The organism is Exiguobacterium sp. s183, assembly GCF_018617655.1.
GTDB classification, from domain to species: Bacteria; Bacillota; Bacilli; order Exiguobacteriales; family Exiguobacteriaceae; genus Exiguobacterium; species Exiguobacterium aestuarii_A.
In genome coordinates this window covers 526,089-545,990 of record NZ_JACSKN010000002.1, presented here as the reverse complement: position 1 = coordinate 545,990, position 19,902 = coordinate 526,089, and the positions used below count along the sequence as shown (strand labels likewise).

Here is a 19,902-nt window from a genome sequence, read left to right as displayed (position 1 = left end):
ATCGAGAAGGGCACGTACGCGCACTACATGTTGAAGGAGATGGACGAGCAGCCGGCCGTCATCCGCAACATCATCCAGCATTACCAGAATGAGAACGGTGACATCGAACTCACGGACGGCGTGCGCGAGCTCGTCTCGGAAGCGGACCGCGTCTATATCGTCGCGTGTGGTACAAGTTACCACGCCGGTCTTGTTGGGAAACAATTGATCGAACGCGTCGCAGGTGTACCGACTGAAGTACACGTCGCGTCAGAGTTCGGTTACAACATGCCACTTTTGACAGAGAAGCCACTCTTCCTCTTCATTTCACAATCAGGTGAGACAGCGGACAGCCGTGCCGTCCTCGTCGAAGTGAAAAAGCTTGGCCATAAAGCGCTCACGTTGACAAACGTAGCAGGATCGACACTCTCGCGTGAAGCGAACGAGACGATGCTCCTCCACGCAGGACCTGAGATCGCCGTCGCCTCGACGAAAGCGTACACGGCACAGATCGCCGTCCTCGCGATTCTCGCATACGACATCGCTCGTGCGAACGGGAAGAAACTTCCGTTTGATTTGATGCAAGAGCTCGCACTCGTTGCAACAACGATGGACTCGATTATGGCACAAAAAGAAATCTTTGAAGAGCTTGCTGATAAGTTCTTGAAAGAATCACGTAACGCATTCTTCCTCGGACGTGGATTGGATTCATATGTAGGTCTTGAAGGCGCATTGAAGCTCAAAGAGATCTCATACATCCAAGCAGAAGGATACCCAGGTGGGGAACTCAAACACGGACCGATCGCGTTGATTGAAGACGGGACACCAGTCATCACACTTGTGTCTCAACCGAACACACACCTCAACATTCGTGGAAACATCAAAGAAGTTGTGGCGCGTGGTGCAGTAGCTTGTACGATTTCAATGGAAGGCATGGAGCACGAGAACGATGCATTCGTTCTTCCACGTGTTGAACCACTTCTCACGCCACTCGTGACGGTTCTTCCACTTCAACTCATCTCGTACTATGCGGCACTTGCCCGCGACTGTGATGTCGACAAGCCACGTAACTTGGCGAAGTCTGTAACAGTTGAATAATCATCCATGGCCAGAATCTTTCGGGATTTTGGCCTTTTTTGTTGCAATGTGATAACAAATCATCGCAATGCTCTCAAAAATGTCTGTTTCCCCGAAAGAGCGGGTAAAATCAACATGAGCATGAATAAAGGAGAGATTCGATGAAACAGAAAAAATGGATGACAGGATTAGGTGTCATGATCCTCGCTACATCATTGGCTGCATGTGGGGATACGGCAGACGATACATCGATGGAAATGTCAGAAGAACAAAGCATGGACCATTCGGCAATGGACCACTCGGGGACTGGAGAGATACCAGACGGACTGATGGAAGCGAATGATCCGACATATCCGGTCGGGTCGACAGCGATGATGACAGCGGATCATATGCCAGGGATGGAAGGTGTCGAAGCCACGATTGTCGGTGCGTATGATACGACTGTATACGCAGTCAGTTATACACCGACGACAGGCGGTGATCCGGTAGAGAATCACAAATGGGTGATCCATGAGGAGCTCGAGAATCCGGGCGACGCGCCATTAGCAGAAGATGAACAAGTCGTTTTGGCCGCTGATCACATGGAGGGCATGGATGGCGCAGAAGCGACAATTGATATGGCTGAAGAGACGACGGTTTATATGGTGGATTACACGACGGAAGATGGAGAAGAGGTCACAAATCATAAATGGGTGACCGAAAGTGAATTAGAAGCAATGAAATGAATGAAGTAGACCTCGAGTACATCTCGCGGTCTATTTTTTTCGATAAATATTTATTGATAAACGATAAATAAGGGCGTATGATAAAGGAAATAAAATGAGTGAGGTGTATGACAGGTGAAACGAGAAACCGTCTTTTTAAAACTATCGGTGATTGTCTTAGCCCTTCCGATTCTTGCAGCCTGTATCTTTTTACTTCCGTTTCTTTGGCGAGACGCAACCGAGAGCGGAGGGTGGATTGCGAATTCGATGCGTCCGATTGTCGTCGGGATGTATGTGGCGGCAGTTCCTTATTTCATGGCTCTGTTCAAAACGTTTACCTTGCTAGGATTGATTGATCGGAATGAGGCGTTCTCCTATGGAGCGGTGAAAGTACTTAGAGTGATCAAGTATTGTGCATTGACCATCACGGTCATCTATACGGCGTTGCTTCCGTTCTTCTATTGGTTCGCCGAGCGTGATGATTCCCCAGGTTTCTTAGTCATCGGGTTCGTCTTCGTGTTCGCCGCATTTGTCATTGCCGTCTTTGCTGAGTTGTTACAGAAATTATTAAAGCGAGCCATTGATATGAAACAAGAAATCGATTTGACGGTCTGAGGTGAGAACATGGCGATGATTGTGAATCTAGATGTGATGTTAGCGAAGCGGAAAATGAGTGTGACAGAACTATCGGAGCGGGTCGGGATCACCATGGCAAACTTGTCGATTTTAAAGAATGGAAAAGCGAAAGCGATTCGTTTTTCGACGCTCGAAGCGATTTGTGAAGCGCTCGACTGTCAACCGGGGGACATACTAGAATATCGAGCGGACGAACGAGCAGAGTGAATCTCTGCTTTTTTTGTGTGAACATGAAACGTATTTGAACGATATAGCGTATATAAGATAAATCATTCAGGGGGAGACTAGAAAATGGTTCAAACATGGACAGAACGGACACATGAAGCAATCAATGGGAAACGAGGTCTACTATTAGCCTGGTCGTTTCTTTGTGCAATTATATTAGAGTTTATTGCAATATTCGACCCGACACTTTACGGGGCGAAAGCCGGTTCGTTACAGGCGATTGTATTCCTTGTAAGTACGATGGTTGTATCCTTTATGCTATATCCAATCATCATCGGGTATCACTGGGTCATCCTTTCCATCATTCGCGGACAAGACGCGGAGTTTCGTGATGTGTTTCGACCGATGAAAGAACGATTTGGTAAGCATGTGACGGCTGTCATCCTACTAGCCATCTTCCAGACGCTTTGGACACTATTATTCATTGTTCCGGGAATCATGAAATTCTTCTCTTACGCGTTCACGTACTTTATTTTGCGAGATGAGCCAGCATTATCGGTCAGAGAATCGATCACGAAGTCACGCGCGTTGATGCATGGTCGGAAGTGGGACGCATTTAAACTAATTTTACCGTTCATCCCGATTTATTTGATTGGTTTCACGTTATTTATGGTCGTGAATTCGGTTTTACTTGCCGCATTCTCCCTATCGATTGCGACGGTTCTGATTCGTCCATTCGTCGTTGCACGTTTCGCTGTCATGTATGAAGACACGCGTCGGGCTTACGACGAACAATGGAACAAACCAGCCTGAAGCATATCAAATAGAGGTTGAAGGGAGAGAGCATGCTACAATCTTCATGAAGGAAAGGGGAAATGCTGAATGAAGATTGGAATCATTGGGGCTGGTCTGAGCGGGATTATCGCAGCGCGTGAACTCGCACGTCGAGGTCATACGGTCGAATTGATCGAAAAGAGCCAAAGCGTCGGGGGACGTTTGGCAACTCGCCGAATCGGTGACGGACAAGCGGATCACGGGGCCGTCTATTTCACCGTACGTGGAGAAAATCTCAAACGTGAGGTACAGTCGTGGATGAGTGCGAACTGGGTGCGTGTCTGGTATGCGGACCCTTATCCGCGATACGTGGGGACGGATGGTATGAATGGACTCGCCAAGCATCTTGCTGAGGGATTGACGGTACACTTGAATGAACATGTGGAGCACGTTCACATAGAAGAGGATAGTACCATCAGCGTGAAGACAGATGTGACGAGACGTTCATACGACCAAATCGTGATGACGGCACCGCTTCCGCAATCGTTCGAATTACTCGGGAGTTTGGTTGATCAGGTCGCACCTTCCTTGCGACGTCTCGTTTATGCGCCGACGTTCGTTGGTCTCTTCGAATGTACGGGTGATGTACAGATTGGGGAAGATGGGATTCTCGATCATGACCTGACACCTGGATTGTTGAAGGTGATCAATAATCAGCAAAAAGGAATCACTGCGACCTCGCTCATCAGCGTCTATATGGAAGAAGCGTGGAGTGAGGAGTGGTATGAGCGACCGGAAGAGGAGACACTTGCAGAAGTTGAGCGGTTATTTCGGGAGGAAGTTGGCGATATCGACATCGTGTCACAGCAATTGAAACGGTGGCGCTATGCGCAAGCGAAAGACGTGTGGCATGAACCGTTTTATCGGGTAAGCCATCATCCCATCTATTTAGCTGGCGATATCTTTCTTGAAGCGGATGATCCATCCGGACGTACTCGATTTGAGAGTGCCTATCTGTCTGGATTACGTGTCGCCGAGGCAATCGTTTAAACCTTCTACGGAAGGTTTTTTCGTTTTGATGACGAATAGACAGACAAACGAACTGGAGAGGGGCACTCATATGGGGATGATTGGAACTTACTTGCGAGTAACAGATGATGAGTTGGCGCGGCTACTTGATGAACCTGATTATTTCGAGGAATTGTACACGTACGAGGAAAGACAATCGGATATCGATAAAGCGTGGCACGGACTGTACTTTTTGCTGACCGGAGAAGCGGACTTGGACGACATTGATCGTCACTCACTCGGTAGAACGATTTTCGGCGGAATGGTAATCGAAGAGGAAACAGGAACGGCCTATTTGACGTCAGCAGAAGTGAAGGACTTAACGACCCGACTTCACTATATCGAACGAGATGCCCTTGAATCACGTTATGAGGCGACGAGGATGAATGCGCATGAACTTTACCCATTCGAGAGAGGGTGGGGAAGTGAGGAGAAGCAATACTTGCTCGAACAGTTCGAGGAATTGAAAGCGATTTTTTCATCCGCGTCACAAAAGAAAGAAGGGTTGATCACATGGATCGGATAAAATACGACTGATATGTTGCGCCGATAGGATTCTCCTTATCGGTCCTTTTATTTGACGTCATTTAGTTTAGGGTATAAACTATAACCATCTAGTTTAGGGGGTAAACTAAAAATGAAAGCATTGATGCGCGAAGCCGTGCAGTTATTTGAAGAAGTGATGTTCCATGGGACGGAACATGTCATCGAAGCGATGGAAGGGGATGTCTGGCGTGAGTATTCGCGTGAACAGCTCCAACTGTTGAAGTTGCTTGATCAATTTGGACCGACCCCTGCTGGGCAATTGGCACAAAAGCAAGGTGTCCATAAAAGTGCGGTCTCGAACCGACTCAAAAAACTGGTCGAAAAAGAACTTGTCACGAGTCGACGTGGACAAGATCAGCGCGAACGATTGATTGAATTGACATCAGAAGGAAAGCGGCTCGTCGAGGAAGTGGACGGTGCCGTCTATCGATATGTAGAATCCCTCATCGATGGAGAGGTAGACGAAATTGAAATTGAGCAATTTGTCCGAACGTTCCGGAAAATAAAACAATTGCTCCGAATCGGGGAGGAATAACGCGTGCATAAAATCATTCAATGGCGTTGGGGAATCCTCATTTCCCTCATCGTATTGACGGCGGCACTATTTGTCGTAGCGCCGAACTTAACAAAGCAAGCAGAAGAAGCTGGTAGTTTTCAGCTAGCGGACGATATGGACTCTCAGCGTGCACAAGCGATTTTAGATGAAGCCGGGAAGAGTGATAAAACCATCTCGCTCGTCTACGAGTTCGAGTCGATTGGCGAAACCGAGCGAACGGATGTCGCTCGTGTCATCGAAGAGCTTAGACAGAATGAAACGGTCGTGACGGATGTTCTCGATCCGTTTGAAAGTGAGGAGACAGAGGCACAGCTCGTCTCTGAAGACGGACGCATCGTCCTCGTCCCGATCACGGTCGAAGGTACGACAGAAGAAATCAATGCGTTTGCTGATGATGTCCGTGAAAACGTGCTTCCTCAAGAGGAAACCGTATATATCACTGGGGAAGAGATCATTAACAATGATGTAAACTTGAGTGCCCAAGAAGGATTGAAAAAGACGGAAATCATCACGGTCGTATTGATTTTTGGATTGTTGCTTCTCGTGTTCCGTTCTATCGTGACACCGTTCATTCCACTCATCGCGGTCGGCTTCACGTATTTATTGAGCCAATCGTTTGTCGCGTTCTTCGTGGATTGGTTCGGATTCCCGGTCTCGAATTACACACAAATCTTCCTCGTCGCCATCTTGTTCGGGATCGGGACAGACTACTGTATCCTGCTTCTTAGCCGTTACAAAGAGGAACTGAGTGCGGGACATGCGATTGAAGACGCAATCGTCAACACATATAAGACGGCAGGACGAACGGTTCTCATCAGTGGGCTTGCGGTCTTCGTCGGTTTCGCGGCCATCGGATTTGCAGATTTTCCGATTTTCAAATCAGCCGTCGCCGTCGCAGTCGGGATTGCGGTGTTGCTGTTGATTCTCTTCACGGTCGTCCCATTCTTTATGGCGACGCTCAAGCAACGACTGTTCTGGCCATCGAAGAAAGCAGGCGAGCATCATGATAGCAAGCTCTGGGCTGGATTGAGTCGATTGTCGGTCAATCGCCCGTTCGTATCGATTTTGGTCGTTGGATTGATCACGGTGCCAGTCCTGTTCACGTATGACGATGCCCGTTCGTTCAATACGGTCGATGAGATTGGAGACGGGTACGATTCGGTTCGTGGATTGAATTTGATTTCAGAAGGGTTCGGTCAAGGGGAATCCCTTCCGGTACAAATCATTTTGAAACAAGATCAAGCCATCACGGAATCGGAAGTTCCATACATTGAAATGTTCGCAAGTGAGCTCGAAAAAGTCGATGGAGTGAACGGTGTGCGTGCGCTCACACGCCCGACTGGTGAAGTCATCGACGATTTCTATGTCGACACGCAACTCGGTGAACTCAGTGAAGGTTTGTCTGACGCACAGACGGGTCTCGGTGATGTCCAGGCTGGATTAGATGAAATTGAGCAGGGTCTAAACGCGGTCGTCGGACAATTGCCAAGCGGTTCAACCAATGCCGGGGCACCGCTTGCAGAAGCAGCAGCTGGGCTGAATCAGTTAAATAGTCAACTTGGCCTCATTGGGCAAGGATTGACAGCGACTCAAAATATTCCTGCTGCAGTCGGACAACTCGGTCAAGTGTCGGCAGGGCTCACACAAATCGAATCGGGCATCAGTGAAGCTGCCTCCGCATTAAATGCGCAAGGATCTCAGGTTGGTGAACTTAGCACCGGACTATCGCAACTCGCGACAGGTGTCGTCGAAGCGAACGAAGGATTAGGACAAATCGAGTCAGGCCTCGGCGAAGCGGTTTCGTTCTTGCAACAGTTGAGTGAAGCAGATTCGCTCCGTGAGACAGGCGTCTATCTTCCGAAAGGGACACTCACATCAGATGAGTTTTCACCTGCTGTCGAACGCTACGTCTTTGACGAAGAGACGGCGACTCAGCTCGAGGTGGTACTAGAGATGGATCCATACTCACCAGAAGCGATTGATGTCGTCGAGACGATTAAAGAAACGATGGATCGCTCTGTGACGGGGACACCATATGCAGATGCGACCATCGGATACGCAGGTATCTCAAGCATCAACAGCGATTTGAATGAAACGTCAACGAACGACTTCAATCGGACGGTAGCCATCATGCTCGTGACGTTGTTCATCGTCTTGACGGCATTGTTCCGCTCGATGATCATGCCGCTCTATATGATTGCTTCGCTTCTCTTGACGTACTATACGTCAGCAGCGATCACAGAGCTGATCTTTGTGGAAGGTCTTGGCTATGACGGAATCAGCTGGGCCGTTCCGTTCTTTGGATTCGTCATGTTGATTGCACTCGGAATTGACTATTCCATCTTCCTACTGGATCGATTCCGGGAAGAGACGATCAGTGGGAAGACGGTCCGTGATGCGCTCGTCTATTCGATGACGAAGATGGGTACCGTCATTATGACCGCTGCAGTGATCCTCGCCGGGACGTTCGGCGCCATGATTCCGTCAGGTGTGCTCAGTCTCGTTCAGATTGCGACCATCGTCATTACTGGTCTTTTGCTATACGGATTGATTGTATTACCACTCTTGATTCCAGCCATTACGATTTCGTTTGGTGATGGTGTTTGGTGGCCGTTCCGACAAAAGAAAAAGTCATAAACAGAAACGGATGTCTCGTACGATGAGATATCCGTTTTTTGGGATAGATTGCGGTAGATTCGGGAACAGAAAGGCAGGTCCATTATCGAAGGAGGAATATGGTATGGAAATCGTCATTACTGCAATCTTGAAAGCTCATCCTGGTAAAGAAGAGGCGTTACGTGAGGCGCTACACCGTGTGATTCCACCGTCACGAGCGGAAGAGGGATGTCTCGCGTACGTTCTTCACGAGGCGATTGATGCGCCAGGAACGTTTGTCTTCTATGAAAAGTATCAAGACGAAGAAGCGCTCGATCACCACATCCATTCATCGCATTATCAGGCATATCGTGATGAAGCTGGGGAGCTTCTCGCCGTACGTGATGTCTATCGTTTGCATGAAGTCTGAAAGGAGACTTTCTCATGATTACGCAACCTGTGATCCCATGTATTTGGTTTGAGGAGAATGTCGAGGAAATCGCCGAGTGGTATGTCTCCATCTTTCCAGATTCGTTTGTCGACTATACGACGAGATTTTCAAGCTCGCCAGCAGGCGAGACGACGATTGTGACGTTATCGCTCGCTGGGCAGTTCTTTCAGTTACTCGGGGGAGGCACGACAAAAGAACGAAATCCGTCTATTTCCTATATGGTATCGCTCCCGACAACTGAAGAAATCAATGCGCTATGGGAACGATTATCTGACGGAGCGGAGATCTTGATTCCATTAGATACGTACGACTTCAGTCAGCGTTATGGATGGTTGAAGGACCGCTACGGGGTTTCTTGGCAAGTCATGCATGATGGGGGGATGGACATTCAGCTCGTGACGCCATGCCTCTTGTTTGTCCAGGATGCTTTCGGTCGCGCCGAGGCGGCGATGAACGATTGGATTTCCATTTTCAAAGATTCGTATGTACTGGATGGACATACGGTACGATACACGGAAGAAGACGGGGAGGAACTCGACGGGAAAATCAATTATGCCCGTTTCGTCTTATCCGGCCGAGAATTTGTCGTGATGGACAGTAATGAGAATCATATGTTTTCATTTAACGAAACACAGTCGCTCATCGCTTTTTGTGAGACACAAGACGAAGTCGATACGTACTGGGAGCGGTTATCGGCTGTACCAGAAGCAGAGGAGTGTGGTTGGCTGAAAGATCGCTACGGCGTCTCGTGGCAAATCATTCCGTGGGAAATGGAAGAGATGATGACGGTCGGTTCGCAAGAGCAGATTGAACAAGTCGTACAGGCGTGTCTGCCCATGAAAAAACTCGATATCGCGACGTTGCGTCAAGCCTATTAAACAAACCTCCCGAGACAAATAGCTCGGGAGGTTTTTTCATGGACTCATTTGCGAGAGGGCATCTTTCTCGATGATGGTATCCGAGAGCCGGAGCTGATTGGCCGCGCGGTCGATGTAAGGAGCGCATCGATCGAATGCGACTTGCTTTTCCGTCTCAATGGAATAGCATGTGCCGTTACCAGCACGTTCGGTCAAGTCTGGTTCATAGTAATGGTCTTCATATCGGAAAGCGCCCGTCCGAAAGACGGTCAGATTCGGTGTATCATTCAAGAGGGAGTCGCCAAGCATATATGCCGGAGAGATCCCAAGTACATCAAGAATCGTCGGTGCGATATCGATTTGACCGCCACTTGCCTCCATGACTTCTCCTGTCGTCAGTCCAGGTGGTTTGATAAAGAGAGGGACAGCACGGTCGAGTTGAAACGCATCAACCGTCGAGTCTACTTCTTCGATGGTAGCCATCTCTTCTCCAGGTGCCGTCAGACCGCTATCGTGGTCACCATATAGGACGAGAAACGTCTCATCCCACAACCCATCTTGTTTCAATCGTTCGATGAACTGACCGACCGCCGCATCGACGAAATGAACGGTATGGTAATAGTTTTCGAGAAGTGGGTCGTCAATTTCTGACAGGTCCAATCGCTTCTCGTCCTCCGGAATGTCGTACGGCGTATGACTCGTCAATGCGACTAAAAACGCATAAAACGGTTCATCCAACTCTTCCATGAATCCGACGGACGTATTCAAGAATTCCTGGTCGTTGAGTGCCATCCCGATGATGCCTTGGTCGGGGTAGTCTTTGTCGCTAAAGAAATGATTGAACCCGATGTTGTCATAAAAATCATCCCGATTCCAAAAGTCTTTACGGAAGGAGTGCATGGCTGCCGTATCATAGCCGGCCTCGTTTAAGGACTGAGAGAGCGCGCTGAATTGATTTCCCGGGAAACGTGTGTACACCGAACCGGATTTGACAGGGTAGAGTGACGTGTTCACGATGAACTCCGCATCGGACGTCCGCCCCTCATGCGTCTGATGATACACGTTCGGGAAATAGAGCATGTCACGTCGCAATCGATTTAAGTTCGGTGTCAATTCCTGTCCATTGATGCGTTGATCGATGACGGAAGTTTGGAACGATTCGAGTTGTAGGACGATGACGTTCGTATCCGGACTCGGGGCACTTAATTCCTGATAAGAGAGTGCTTTGATTTGAGAACGCTCCTCGTCTGTCAGGGCTTCGTTCCATCCCATGGCACGTTCGACGCCTCGGGCGACATCCATCGCGTGATAGCCCCAAAAACCGAGATGATAATATTCACGCATATTCGAGATTGGGTCGTCTGCAATCCATTTTTCCCCGCGCTGATAACTGAGGGTGAGCGGAATCGTGAAGAGAAGAAATCCGAGAGTGAAGCCGGCGAGCGCCAATCGTCTTCCGTTCCGCTTCGCTTCACGGACAGGATGCCGTTTGATGTAACGTAAAATTAAACCGTAAATAATGAGGTCGATGAAGAAGAACGCATCAATCGGGCGGATGAGCGTCAAGAAGCCACCCCCGACATCTCCCATCTGTCCGATATCAGACAGTAAGGCGACAGATAATAAGTCTTCAAAATAGCGATAGTACCAGACGTCCGAGACGAGTAGGGTACTATGCAGGAACAGAGAAACGTATAAAATCCATCGGCGAATCGGGTAAGACACGGCAAGTGCCCAGCTCGTCAGGAGCAGAATCGTCGCCAAATTGATGAGGAAAAACGAGAAGTCGAACGCCGTCGCGGTCAACCAGCTAAAAAAGAAGAGCTTTGCCAGAGAGAGTGACAAGTAGCTCCAATAATCGAGATATTTGATCATGAACAACACATCCTTTTCATACCCATTCCCGATGAGACGAGTGAGGGAAACGTGAAGATGTGTCCAACAAAAAAGAGGCACAGGGCCTCAGTTAATCAGAAACGTATCACGCAGTTCGATGATGGTTCCTTCCGGTGCTTTCAATTTACTTAAATGACCGTCGACGACGAAATAGATGTTGCCACCGTGCTTCGGCAAGAACGTGACGCCTAGCTGTTCGAGTCGTGCGACTTCCGCTTCGAGATCATCCACATAGAGGGCGAAATGAACGGGACCGGCCGTATGTTTCGAGTAGTCTTGTAACGTTTCATCCGTTTTAGCAGTCTGGAGCTCGATATAAAAATCCCCGAGCTTGAGCCAACTATTGAAGTCACGCGTATGGAAGTTTGGCGATTCTTGGACGAGTTCAAAACCGAGTGCTTCGTAAAATGACTTCGATGCGGCATAATCTGGTGTTTGGATACAGATATGGTGAATTTGTTTCATTAAGACTTTCCTTTCGTTTGTAGGTTGTTCACGCGATCGCGATGGAACGGGGAAGTCACATCTTCCGAGATAAGACTGATCGTATGTCCATCCGGGTCCACTACGTCAAAGCAAGACATGCCTCCGAAATCGTGAAGCGGTGTCGCAATCAACCCTGCTTGTTCGAACGATTGATACGCGAACTGGATGTCTTCACAAATGACGTTGAAATAGACATGGGCTTGTCCTGACGCATCTTTGAACGTTGTGGGTTGCGGTGACGAGGTTTGGATCAATCCGAGCTGAGTCGAACCGTCTGGTAGACACAAACCGATGCCTCCTTCCCAGCGACCAATTTCTTTGGCATTAAAATAAGTTGTATACCAGTGTAGGGACTGTTCTACATCTGATACGGGAATGAAGATACTTCCGATTCGGAACATGTGATAACCTCCTTTTCTCTTATTAGTGTAGCGAATGCATGATCTCGAAGATACGGGGGAAGAAACTTTTTACGGGAGAAAGCGTATGAAAGAGAGAGAAAATCAATGAGGTGAAAGCATGAAAGGAAATGAAATCACGATTCAACCGATTGATGCACTCAATCGAGAGGCAATCATTGCTCTGACAGTGGACGAGAAACAGTCCCGATTCATCGAGACGAATGCCGAGTCGCTTCAAGAGATGGTCGAGGATACGAAATATAATTGGAAAAGCTATGCATTTTATGACGGTGCGCAACCGGTGGGCTTCATGATGGTCGGAGCAGAAAACCAGACAGAACGGTATGTGTGGCTCGATCGTTTCATGATGGATCAACACAAACAGGGGAAAGGCGTCGGGACGAAGTGTCTACGCATCGCAGTGGCATTTATCCAGACAGAGTACGATGTGGATGATATCATCCTGAGCCTCCATCAAGAGAATGAAGTCGCGAAACGATTTTATGCAAAGAACGGCTTTGTCGACAGCGGCTTAATCGATGAATCGAACGGCGAAGCAATCTGGGTCTATCACACAAAAAACCGACCGTCATGAGTCGGTCGGATTCCTAAATCAAAATACGTTATTTGAGTATGCTCGGTCGCAACTGTTTGACGCGTGATAAGACGAGCCAACCGAGAAGCGCACCCGTCAAACTAGAGGCAAGGAACGCTGGGACGAAGAAGAAGGCACCGAACGTCGAACCCATCAACAGTTTCGCATACGGGACGGCAATCAACGAGGCGATGACACCAGTTCCGATGATTTCTCCGAGAGCGGCAGCATAGACGCGATTCGTGCGAACGAAGAACATACCAGCAAGAAATGCACCAATCATGCCACCGGGGAACGCGAGAAGTGACCCTGTGCCGGTCATGACGCGAATGAGTCCGGTCACGAATGCGACGAGAACGGCTCCGATTGGGCCGACGGTGACTGCGGCAATCACGTTCACCATATGCTGAATCGGATAAGCGCGGGCGACACCTGTGGGAATCGAGATGAACATTGAGCCAACGACGGCGATGGCGACGAGCATCGCCATCCAAGTGAGTTGTTGAATACGCATGAATAGTCTCCTTTCAAAAATAAAAACGCCACGTTTCCAGACGGAAAAATGGCGTGGACATACAGAGACGTATCCCAAGCCACTTCCCTACGCTGGTATGAGCCAGATCAGGTTCAAAGGGTCCGGCAAATGCCGTCTCAGCCCGAGGGCTCCCCTAGTGGTCGTTTATTGGTTTGAGTATAACATAGCTATCTGAAATCGGGAGGGTTCATGAAATTATCCTTCATACTTGGCTAACAGGTCCTCATAGTCCTTCTCGTTCCAAAAGAGCGGTGAGATGGATTCGGGACCTTTTAAAATTTCTCCATCTTGATCGTATACGATGGCATATCCACCTTCGACATCGAACACGAACAAGTCGGCAGTGACTTCGGTCACGCCATTCCCGGCGATAATCACATCGTCGATTGGTTCTCTTGAAAGTTCGACACCCGCTTCATCGAGTTCGACGAGGAGGGCTGACGTGTACGCGTGACGGTCATAGACGGATTGAAATTCATCCTGCGTTAGGACGACGTCGGTAGGAGGGGCACTTGTTCCGAATTTTCGATTTTCAATCTCTTCGACGTATTGAAGGAAAGACTCCTCTTGCCAAAAGAGTGGTGCGACCGACTCAGATCCATTGATTACCGTTCCGTCCTGACTGTCGAATACCGTGGCATACGTCCCATCATCGAGTTTGAACGGATAAATATCTGCATATGTGTGCTCAAGCCCGTTTCCGGCAATGATGACGCGTTCAAACGTCTCGCGGAACGGTTTGATGCCTTGTTGCTCGAGCGCAGCGAGGAGTGGTTGTGTTTGTTCATATTGGTCATAAACGTCTTTAAAGTCTTCACGTGTCCATTCGGTGATGGGTTCATCGGTTGATTCGATTGGGATCGGATTGTCTGCCACCGTATCTGTATCCGTACAACCCGTCAGTAAAAGTGCACCTAATCCGAACATCACCCATCGTCTCATGATTTCATCCCCTTAACTGACATTTTCCACCATTTTATCATTCATGAATGAAAAGTAGAACCTGTGCACATTCTCACTCGGGGTGAGGATGGGTCGTATAGTGATCGAGTGTGCTCTTAAAGTGAAGCGTATCTTCTTCAGAAATCGTCACACCTGATGAGGTGCCGTAGCGAACCGCATGATAAACGGACGGGTTCATCGGTAAATCGATGCGTTGGAACCACTCTTGCAGTGTCTCATGAGCACGCAATCGCTTGGCTGGTACGAGAGATTGGTTGAATGTGATCAGTGCATCACGAATCGGGACGTTCGTGAACGCTGTGAGCGTCGAAACGGACGAAGCGTTTTCGCGTTGTAGCGATTCGACAAGCGGGTCTGCGTTTGAATCAGCATGATCTCGTGCGCGCGCCAAACGTTGCTTCCGTTTTCGATAGATATAAAAGGACAGGCAACCGAGCGCAAGCAAAGCGCCGAATAACCCGAGATTTCGTCGTGTAGATTCTCCAGATTCCGTGATTCTCTCAAAAAAGTTATGCTTTCCTTTTTGGGGGTCCAATTTAAATGGGTAATCTGCTTTGGATTCACCAATTAAAATTCCATCATCTTCATCCGATAAGAGATCAGTCGGAGGACTGTTATTTTCCTCGACGGGGATCGTTTCCGGATTATAGAGCCACTCGAATACACTCGTTGCAACCACTATCATCGTGAACGTACCAAGGAGTGTGGTGGCAATCAGGAGAAGAAACTTGTTCGTCCAGCGCAAGAGGATACCTCCTTTTTGAATGTTCAGACTATTTGTTGTTTATCTTACCATAAAAAGGTAAAGTTTGAGTAAGACAAAAAATGGAGGTCGTCATATGGGCATGGAGCAGGTCATCAAACAGTTGAACGAGGTGTATTTAGGAAAAGAGGATGTCGTACGCCTCTGTTGTACGGCGTTACTCGCGGAAGGACACATTTTGTTAGAAGATGTGCCAGGAACGGGGAAAACGTTACTGGCCAAGACGATTGCAACTAGCTTTGACGGCGCGTTTTCCCGGATTCAGTTCACGGCCGATTTGTTACCGTCTGACGTGATTGGCGCAGATTATTTCAACATGCAGACCCAGACGTTCGAGCATCGACAAGGACCAATCTTTGCGAATATCGTCTTGATCGATGAAATCAACCGAGCGGTTCCACGAACGCAGTCCGCCTTGCTCGAGGCGATGGAAGAACGGCAAGTCTCCATCGGGGGAGAGACGTATCCGATGCCAAAACCATTCTTCGTCATTGCGACGCAAAACCCGATCGAATCGGCCGGGACGTTTTCGTTACCGGATGCACAGCTCGACCGCTTCCTCATTTCGATTCCGGTCGGTTACCCTGATGTCGCGGAAGAGCGGGAGCTCCTCTTACAAGTCATGCGTCAAACACGGAAAATCGTGGAGGCGGTCGCGACGTTAGACGAGTTACGCCGCGCACAAGAAGAAGTGAAGCAAGTATCGATTCAAGATGACGTCCTCGATTATTTACTCGGGCTCGTCCATGCGACACGAGAACACCAATCTGTCGAGGTTGGTGTCAGTCCACGAGGAGCCATCGCGCTCATGCGAGCGTCTCAAAGTTATGCCTATCTGAACGATCGATTGTATGTCATTCCGGAAGATGTGAAAGCCGTGGCACCTTATGTATTGGCACATCGCCTGACGTTGACGCTTGAAGGAGGCATCAAATCGACGAAACAGGACATCATCCGTTACATCTTAGACACCGTTTCTGTTCCGGTCGAGGGTTGATGATGACGTTCTCGACACATAACGCCCTACAGAAACAATGGATCCCGGTCTACGGATTCGCCGGAGTGATTCTCGTATTTGTCCCGTACATGGAGATTGTCGGGTATGCGCTTTGTTTACTTGCGGGCATCGTCTGGTTCTTCGAACGGACGCGGAAACAGTTAGAGCGAGCCCTTCGTCTTCATATACATACACACGAATCTCTTCTCTTTGTTGGGGATGAGACGGAAGTGCAGGTGATGCTAGACGGAAGTGAAACCGTCGAACGACTCGGGCTTCCCGTTCGCGTTCGCATGAAATCTAGTACAACGCTTAGCTTTCCAGACCACGATCGCTCCCCAAATAGTTTAGATATGACGTTACGGACGGATCAGGCCCGCCATGTGCTTCGTGTCCAGGCCGAATTTCGGGGACCGGCTTATATCGAAGAGTGTGTACTCGCTGTGACGCTCCCGCTTCATCTCGGGACGTATCTTCTTGAGTGTCCCATCGAGAAACGGTGGACGGTGCTGCCGTCCCTCACGTTACATCCTCCGGTCGGCACGAAACGATTGGCACTCGGTGACCGTCCTTTGACCGCATCGCCTCTACGGAATCCATTACAGATTCTAGGTTCAAAGCCTTATGAAGGAGAACCGGTCAAGGAGATTGACTGGGTCGCCACGGCGAAGCTCGGGCGTGTTCAGTCGAAAGTCTTTCAAAAGACATCACTCGATACGTTCACGTTCGCAGTCGATTTGAGTGGTCCGTCTGGCTACACGCTCCATCATGACTTCGAGTCGATTATCAGCCAAGTCGCGTATGTGACGACCCGACTCTTAAAAGAAGAGTGTAAAGTCGAACTGTTCATCAACCGCTTCAACGGGGAAGGGAAGATGGAGCATATCTCTCTTCAAGAGGGAGAACGAGGTTCACGCCTCATCCTCATGATGCTGGCCGACCTCCATCCCGGGAACCGCTTCATCTCGACAGACGCATTCGTCCGCATGGTCGAGCGGAAACGGCTGAAGCAAAGCCATCTCGTCTGGTTCAATCAGCATAACCTGTACGACTAACAAGGAACTTTCCTTCTTCTGGCGAACTGTATCATACAGAGATGACCGAAAGGGAGAGATCCATATGGCAAAACGGAAGTATGCGAATCGACGAGACTGGGAGCGAATTTTAAAGAACCGTTATGCGCAAGAACGCGTTCAGACGGAACAGTTTTCCGGGGTGGTTGCCTTATTCCAAATCGATGAGGTTCGAGCGCCACTATATAAAAAACACAGAGGGGAAGAATTTATTGTGGCGGATGCCGGTTTTAGTTGGCTCCAATATTTCCCGGACAATGAACCATTCGGTGTGACGGCGATGATCAATCCGGAAGGTGAAATCGTGCAGTGGTATATCGACCTCGTCGACCGGATCGGCGAAGAGGATGGCATTCCGTATATGGACGACTTATTGCTCGATATTCTTGTGTTTCCGAATGGGGACATCGTCAAAAAGGATGAGGATGAGTTCGAAGCGGCGACCGAGAGTGGCGAATTGACACCTGAACAAGTCGAGCGGGGATGGCGTGAGTTTGAAGCGACGCTCGAACGGATCGAACGTGGAGACTTCGTCTACTTTGATTTGGCAAAAGGACATTACGAACAGTTAAAACAAAAGCTATGAGTGGATTCACTCTCTCTGCTACAGTAAGAGCGTAGAAGGGGGAGTTTTTATGAAACAAATTGAAATCGAGACGTGGGCACGACGTAAGCATTTTGAGTTTTTCAAATCGTTTGACGCGCCGCATTTTAACGTGACGGCGAACGTGGATGTGACAAATCTCTATACATATTCGAAAGCGAGCAATCAATCGTTCTTCAAACTCTTTTTATACGGTGCAGTGAAAGCGGCGAACACGATTCCGGAATTGCGCTATCGGATCCGTGGAGAAGCGGTCGTCGAACATGAGGTGGTCCACCCATCGTTCACCGTCATGTTAGACGAGGATGTCTTCAACTTTTGTACGGCTACGTTCCATGAGGATTTACCAACGTTCTTACAAGAAGTGACGATGCGGATGGAGCGAGCTGCCGATGAAGTCGTGGTTGGGGATGACGAGCCCGACGACTTACTGTATATCACGAGTGTGCCGTGGGTCACGTTCACAAGCATCATGCACCCGACGCATCAGCAACAACATGACAGCGTCCCGCGCATCGCCTGGGGCAAGTTTGAGCGTCAAGGAGAGCGTCTAAGGATGCCGTTATCCGTTCAAGCCCATCACGCACTCGTTGATGGCGTGCATATCGGCAAGTATTATGAAGCGCTCCAATCATGGTTAGACCAAGATTTCGCACACGAGGTGACCGACGTGACAGAAGAAAATGAGTTTAACCGAGCAGTACGCCTCCGTGAAGAGGGACAACTCGAACAGGCGAAGCAACTGTTCTTATCGCTCTTACGGAAGGATGAGAAGAATCCGAGACTTCATGCATACTGTGCGTGGTGTTATGACTCGCTCGGTGAAGAACGTCAAGCGGTACCGCATTATGAGCGGGCCATTCGACTCGGATTGACCGGAGATGAGTTGGCGGAATCGTATCTCGGACTCGGTAGCACGTATCGGGCACTTGGTCGATACGAGGAAGCGGAACAATTATTTGCAGAGGCAATCGAACATTTCCCGAATCATGGGGCGCTCAAAGTGTTTCAGGCGATGACCCACTATAACGTCGACCGTCATGAAGAAGCGATGGGCGCGTTACTCGAGCTGCTTGCCAGTCCAAAACCGGACGAAAGCATCGCAAGGTACCGTCGTGCCATCGCGTTCTACGCACGGAATTTAAACGAAACGTATGAGTAAAGGAGAAGAATATGATTTCATTACGTCCGATCGATGCACAAAATTGGTATACATGCTGTCACTTGGCACTGAGTGAACAACAACAGTCATATATGGAGCCGAATGCGATTTCGTTACTTCAAGCGATGTACGAACCGACGCTACGCCCGCGCGCGATTTATGAGGACGAGACGATGGTCGGCTTCCTCATGTACAACACAGAGCCCGAAGAGTTAGATGCATGGTGGATTTACCGCATCATGGTCGATCATGCTCATCAAGGTAAAGGAATCGGTCGAGAAGCGACAGAACTGATGCTTGAAGAAATCGGAGAAGGCAAGTCGATCGTCGTCGGGTATCATCCTGAGAACGAGGCGGCCCATCACTTATACGAAAGCTTAGGATTCGTTGATGAAGGACACCGATTCGGTCGTGAAATGGCTGTGGTTCGTCGAGGAGAATAAGGTGGGGGAATCCCGTCTTATTTTTTTGAATCAAATCGATTGACGGCAAAATCTTCACGTGATATATTTATCTCGAATTAAAGATATTTGAATTTAAGTTAATGACTCTCTTGAACAAAGGAGGGAGACAGATGGAACCATCTGATGCATTAAAAACAATTACCGTGCTCTTGCGTGCCTCTCAGTCGTTACAAGACCTGGTGAAGCAGGAAGTGGCGTCGTACGGATTGAACGCGACCGAGTTTGCGGTTCTGGAGTTTTTATATCATAAAGGGGATCAACCGATTCAAGTCATCGGAAAGAAAATCCTCCTCTCGAGCGGGAGCATGACGTACGTCGTGGACCGGTTAGAAGAGAAAGGGTATCTCGTCCGAAAAGCTTGTCCGAGCGATCGCCGCATCACATATGCCGCGTTAACGAATGATGGAGAGCACTTGATGCAAGATATTTTTCCGAAGCATACGGAGCATATGAATGCATTATTTGAAGGATTATCTCTGACAGAAACGATTGAGCAGTTGAAACAAATTGGGAAGCGGGCAGAAGCCGCAAAAAATTTTAATCATGTATCTTGAA

24 protein-coding genes and 1 riboswitch are annotated in these 19,902 nt (G+C 48.8%); of the genes, 18 read left to right on the top strand and 6 right to left on the bottom strand.

Annotated features, from left to right (window positions below):
* From glmS to KNP62_RS08285, 11 genes are all read left to right on the top strand, one after another.
* A partial coding sequence (gene glmS, locus KNP62_RS08335) for a glutamine--fructose-6-phosphate transaminase (isomerizing) (RefSeq protein ID WP_214785193.1) occupies positions 1 to 1,077 on the top strand: 1,077 nt, incomplete at its 5' end.
* A gap of 140 nt (positions 1,078 to 1,217) precedes the next feature.
* Complete coding sequence (locus KNP62_RS08330) at positions 1,218 to 1,781, top strand: YdhK family protein (protein ID WP_214785191.1); 564 nt, start codon at positions 1,218 to 1,220, stop codon at positions 1,779 to 1,781.
* A 114-nt stretch (positions 1,782 to 1,895) separates the two neighbouring features.
* Positions 1,896 to 2,375: a DUF2975 domain-containing protein gene (locus KNP62_RS08325; RefSeq protein ID WP_214785189.1), complete on the top strand. Its 480-nt coding sequence runs from the start codon at positions 1,896 to 1,898 to the stop codon at positions 2,373 to 2,375.
* A gap of 9 nt (positions 2,376 to 2,384) precedes the next feature.
* Positions 2,385 to 2,603 carry a helix-turn-helix domain-containing protein gene (locus tag KNP62_RS08320; RefSeq protein ID WP_012727632.1) on the top strand — a complete coding sequence of 73 codons (219 nt, stop codon included), beginning with the start codon at positions 2,385 to 2,387 and terminating at the stop codon, positions 2,601 to 2,603.
* Between the two features lie 84 nt (positions 2,604 to 2,687).
* The gene (locus KNP62_RS08315; protein ID WP_214785187.1) at positions 2,688 to 3,374 is read left to right on the top strand and encodes a DUF975 family protein; all 687 of its coding nucleotides are present in this window, start codon (positions 2,688 to 2,690) and stop codon (positions 3,372 to 3,374) included.
* A 69-nt stretch (positions 3,375 to 3,443) separates the two neighbouring features.
* On the top strand, positions 3,444 to 4,385 hold the full coding sequence (locus KNP62_RS08310; protein ID WP_214785185.1) for an NAD(P)/FAD-dependent oxidoreductase: 942 nt from the start codon (positions 3,444 to 3,446) through the stop codon (positions 4,383 to 4,385).
* A 70-nt stretch (positions 4,386 to 4,455) separates the two neighbouring features.
* A complete protein-coding gene (locus KNP62_RS08305; protein WP_214785183.1) occupies positions 4,456 to 4,929 on the top strand; it encodes a YfbM family protein in 474 nt (157 codons plus the stop codon).
* Between the two features lie 111 nt (positions 4,930 to 5,040).
* The gene (locus KNP62_RS08300) at positions 5,041 to 5,484 is read left to right on the top strand and encodes a MarR family winged helix-turn-helix transcriptional regulator (protein ID WP_214785181.1); all 444 of its coding nucleotides are present in this window, start codon (positions 5,041 to 5,043) and stop codon (positions 5,482 to 5,484) included.
* Positions 5,485 to 5,487: 3 nt separating this feature from the next.
* The gene (locus KNP62_RS08295; RefSeq protein WP_214785179.1) at positions 5,488 to 8,142 is read left to right on the top strand and encodes an MMPL family transporter; all 2,655 of its coding nucleotides are present in this window, start codon (positions 5,488 to 5,490) and stop codon (positions 8,140 to 8,142) included.
* A gap of 103 nt (positions 8,143 to 8,245) precedes the next feature.
* The gene (locus tag KNP62_RS08290; RefSeq protein WP_214785177.1) at positions 8,246 to 8,530 is read left to right on the top strand and encodes a putative quinol monooxygenase; all 285 of its coding nucleotides are present in this window, start codon (positions 8,246 to 8,248) and stop codon (positions 8,528 to 8,530) included.
* Between the two features lie 14 nt (positions 8,531 to 8,544).
* Positions 8,545 to 9,429: a VOC family protein gene (locus tag KNP62_RS08285; protein WP_214785175.1), complete on the top strand. Its 885-nt coding sequence runs from the start codon at positions 8,545 to 8,547 to the stop codon at positions 9,427 to 9,429.
* Between the two features lie 36 nt (positions 9,430 to 9,465).
* Here KNP62_RS08285 and KNP62_RS08280 read toward each other — a convergent pair whose 3' ends face one another.
* From KNP62_RS08280 to KNP62_RS08270, 3 genes are all read right to left on the bottom strand, one after another.
* The gene (locus tag KNP62_RS08280) at positions 9,466 to 11,283 is read right to left on the bottom strand and encodes an LTA synthase family protein (RefSeq protein ID WP_214785174.1); all 1,818 of its coding nucleotides are present in this window, start codon (positions 11,281 to 11,283) and stop codon (positions 9,466 to 9,468) included.
* 87 nt (positions 11,284 to 11,370) lie between these two features.
* Complete coding sequence (locus KNP62_RS08275) at positions 11,371 to 11,769, bottom strand: VOC family protein (protein WP_214785172.1); 399 nt, start codon at positions 11,767 to 11,769, stop codon at positions 11,371 to 11,373.
* Positions 11,769 to 12,191 (bottom strand): VOC family protein, encoded by a 423-nt coding sequence (locus KNP62_RS08270; protein ID WP_214785170.1) that lies wholly within the window; start codon positions 12,189 to 12,191, stop codon positions 11,769 to 11,771. Before KNP62_RS08270 ends, KNP62_RS08275 begins: the two co-directional genes overlap by 1 nt.
* 118 nt (positions 12,192 to 12,309) lie before the next feature.
* Here KNP62_RS08270 and KNP62_RS08265 point away from each other — a divergent pair, with 118 nt between their 5' ends.
* A complete protein-coding gene (locus KNP62_RS08265; protein ID WP_214785168.1) occupies positions 12,310 to 12,786 on the top strand; it encodes a GNAT family N-acetyltransferase in 477 nt (158 codons plus the stop codon).
* A gap of 28 nt (positions 12,787 to 12,814) precedes the next feature.
* On the opposite strand, the gene thiW is transcribed toward KNP62_RS08265, so the two are convergent.
* The 3 genes from thiW to KNP62_RS08250 form a co-directional block, all read right to left on the bottom strand.
* Positions 12,815 to 13,300 (bottom strand): energy coupling factor transporter S component ThiW, encoded by a 486-nt coding sequence (gene thiW, locus KNP62_RS08260; protein WP_214785166.1) that lies wholly within the window; start codon positions 13,298 to 13,300, stop codon positions 12,815 to 12,817.
* A gap of 67 nt (positions 13,301 to 13,367) precedes the next feature.
* Positions 13,368 to 13,466: riboswitch (TPP riboswitch) on the bottom strand.
* 50 nt (positions 13,467 to 13,516) lie between these two features.
* On the bottom strand, positions 13,517 to 14,263 hold the full coding sequence (locus KNP62_RS08255; protein WP_214785164.1) for a hypothetical protein: 747 nt from the start codon (positions 14,261 to 14,263) through the stop codon (positions 13,517 to 13,519).
* 73 nt (positions 14,264 to 14,336) lie between these two features.
* Positions 14,337 to 15,029: a hypothetical protein gene (locus tag KNP62_RS08250; RefSeq protein WP_214785163.1), complete on the bottom strand. Its 693-nt coding sequence runs from the start codon at positions 15,027 to 15,029 to the stop codon at positions 14,337 to 14,339.
* Between the two features lie 94 nt (positions 15,030 to 15,123).
* Between KNP62_RS08250 and KNP62_RS08245 the strand changes: the two genes are divergently transcribed.
* The 6 genes from KNP62_RS08245 to KNP62_RS08220 all read left to right on the top strand — a co-directional run bounded on the left by KNP62_RS08245 (position 15,124) and on the right by KNP62_RS08220 (position 19,901).
* Positions 15,124 to 16,044 (top strand): AAA family ATPase, encoded by a 921-nt coding sequence (locus KNP62_RS08245; RefSeq protein ID WP_214785161.1) that lies wholly within the window; start codon positions 15,124 to 15,126, stop codon positions 16,042 to 16,044.
* A gap of 2 nt (positions 16,045 to 16,046) precedes the next feature.
* A complete protein-coding gene (locus KNP62_RS08240; RefSeq protein WP_214785159.1) occupies positions 16,047 to 17,099 on the top strand; it encodes a DUF58 domain-containing protein in 1,053 nt (350 codons plus the stop codon).
* Positions 17,100 to 17,163: 64 nt separating this feature from the next.
* A complete protein-coding gene (locus KNP62_RS08235) occupies positions 17,164 to 17,703 on the top strand; it encodes a ribonuclease FAU-1 family protein (RefSeq protein ID WP_214785157.1) in 540 nt (179 codons plus the stop codon).
* A 49-nt stretch (positions 17,704 to 17,752) separates the two neighbouring features.
* Entirely contained in the window at positions 17,753 to 18,883 is a 1,131-nt protein-coding gene (locus KNP62_RS08230; protein WP_214785155.1) for a tetratricopeptide repeat protein, read from the top strand.
* A gap of 11 nt (positions 18,884 to 18,894) precedes the next feature.
* Positions 18,895 to 19,326: a GNAT family N-acetyltransferase gene (locus KNP62_RS08225; protein ID WP_214785154.1), complete on the top strand. Its 432-nt coding sequence runs from the start codon at positions 18,895 to 18,897 to the stop codon at positions 19,324 to 19,326.
* A gap of 131 nt (positions 19,327 to 19,457) precedes the next feature.
* Complete coding sequence (locus tag KNP62_RS08220) at positions 19,458 to 19,901, top strand: MarR family winged helix-turn-helix transcriptional regulator (RefSeq protein ID WP_214785152.1); 444 nt, start codon at positions 19,458 to 19,460, stop codon at positions 19,899 to 19,901.
* The last annotated feature ends 1 nt before the right edge of the window (position 19,902 follow it).

What these genes read in the sequence shown, in the direction of transcription:
- KNP62_RS08330 (WP_214785191.1), top strand. Translation starts at nt 1,218, where the DNA reads ATGAAACAGAAAAAATGGATGACAGGATTAGGTGTCATGATCCTCGCT.
- KNP62_RS08320 (WP_012727632.1), top strand. Translation starts at nt 2,385, where the DNA reads ATGGCGATGATTGTGAATCTAGATGTGATGTTAGCGAAGCGGAAAATG.
- KNP62_RS08315 (WP_214785187.1), top strand. Translation starts at nt 2,688, where the DNA reads ATGGTTCAAACATGGACAGAACGGACACATGAAGCAATCAATGGGAAA.
- KNP62_RS08310 (WP_214785185.1), top strand. Translation starts at nt 3,444, where the DNA reads ATGAAGATTGGAATCATTGGGGCTGGTCTGAGCGGGATTATCGCAGCG.
- KNP62_RS08305 (WP_214785183.1), top strand. Translation starts at nt 4,456, where the DNA reads ATGGGGATGATTGGAACTTACTTGCGAGTAACAGATGATGAGTTGGCG.
- KNP62_RS08300 (WP_214785181.1), top strand. Translation starts at nt 5,041, where the DNA reads ATGAAAGCATTGATGCGCGAAGCCGTGCAGTTATTTGAAGAAGTGATG.
- KNP62_RS08290 (WP_214785177.1), top strand. Translation starts at nt 8,246, where the DNA reads ATGGAAATCGTCATTACTGCAATCTTGAAAGCTCATCCTGGTAAAGAA.
- KNP62_RS08285 (WP_214785175.1), top strand. Translation starts at nt 8,545, where the DNA reads ATGATTACGCAACCTGTGATCCCATGTATTTGGTTTGAGGAGAATGTC.
- KNP62_RS08280 (WP_214785174.1), bottom strand. Translation starts at nt 11,283, where the DNA reads ATGATCAAATATCTCGATTATTGGAGCTACTTGTCACTCTCTCTGGCA.
- KNP62_RS08275 (WP_214785172.1), bottom strand. Translation starts at nt 11,769, where the DNA reads ATGAAACAAATTCACCATATCTGTATCCAAACACCAGATTATGCCGCA.
- KNP62_RS08270 (WP_214785170.1), bottom strand. Translation starts at nt 12,191, where the DNA reads ATGTTCCGAATCGGAAGTATCTTCATTCCCGTATCAGATGTAGAACAG.
- KNP62_RS08265 (WP_214785168.1), top strand. Translation starts at nt 12,310, where the DNA reads ATGAAAGGAAATGAAATCACGATTCAACCGATTGATGCACTCAATCGA.
- thiW (WP_214785166.1), bottom strand. Translation starts at nt 13,300, where the DNA reads ATGCGTATTCAACAACTCACTTGGATGGCGATGCTCGTCGCCATCGCC.
- KNP62_RS08255 (WP_214785164.1), bottom strand. Translation starts at nt 14,263, where the DNA reads ATGAGACGATGGGTGATGTTCGGATTAGGTGCACTTTTACTGACGGGT.
- KNP62_RS08245 (WP_214785161.1), top strand. Translation starts at nt 15,124, where the DNA reads ATGGGCATGGAGCAGGTCATCAAACAGTTGAACGAGGTGTATTTAGGA.
- KNP62_RS08240 (WP_214785159.1), top strand. Translation starts at nt 16,047, where the DNA reads ATGACGTTCTCGACACATAACGCCCTACAGAAACAATGGATCCCGGTC.
- KNP62_RS08235 (WP_214785157.1), top strand. Translation starts at nt 17,164, where the DNA reads ATGGCAAAACGGAAGTATGCGAATCGACGAGACTGGGAGCGAATTTTA.
- KNP62_RS08230 (WP_214785155.1), top strand. Translation starts at nt 17,753, where the DNA reads ATGAAACAAATTGAAATCGAGACGTGGGCACGACGTAAGCATTTTGAG.
- KNP62_RS08225 (WP_214785154.1), top strand. Translation starts at nt 18,895, where the DNA reads ATGATTTCATTACGTCCGATCGATGCACAAAATTGGTATACATGCTGT.
- KNP62_RS08220 (WP_214785152.1), top strand. Translation starts at nt 19,458, where the DNA reads ATGGAACCATCTGATGCATTAAAAACAATTACCGTGCTCTTGCGTGCC.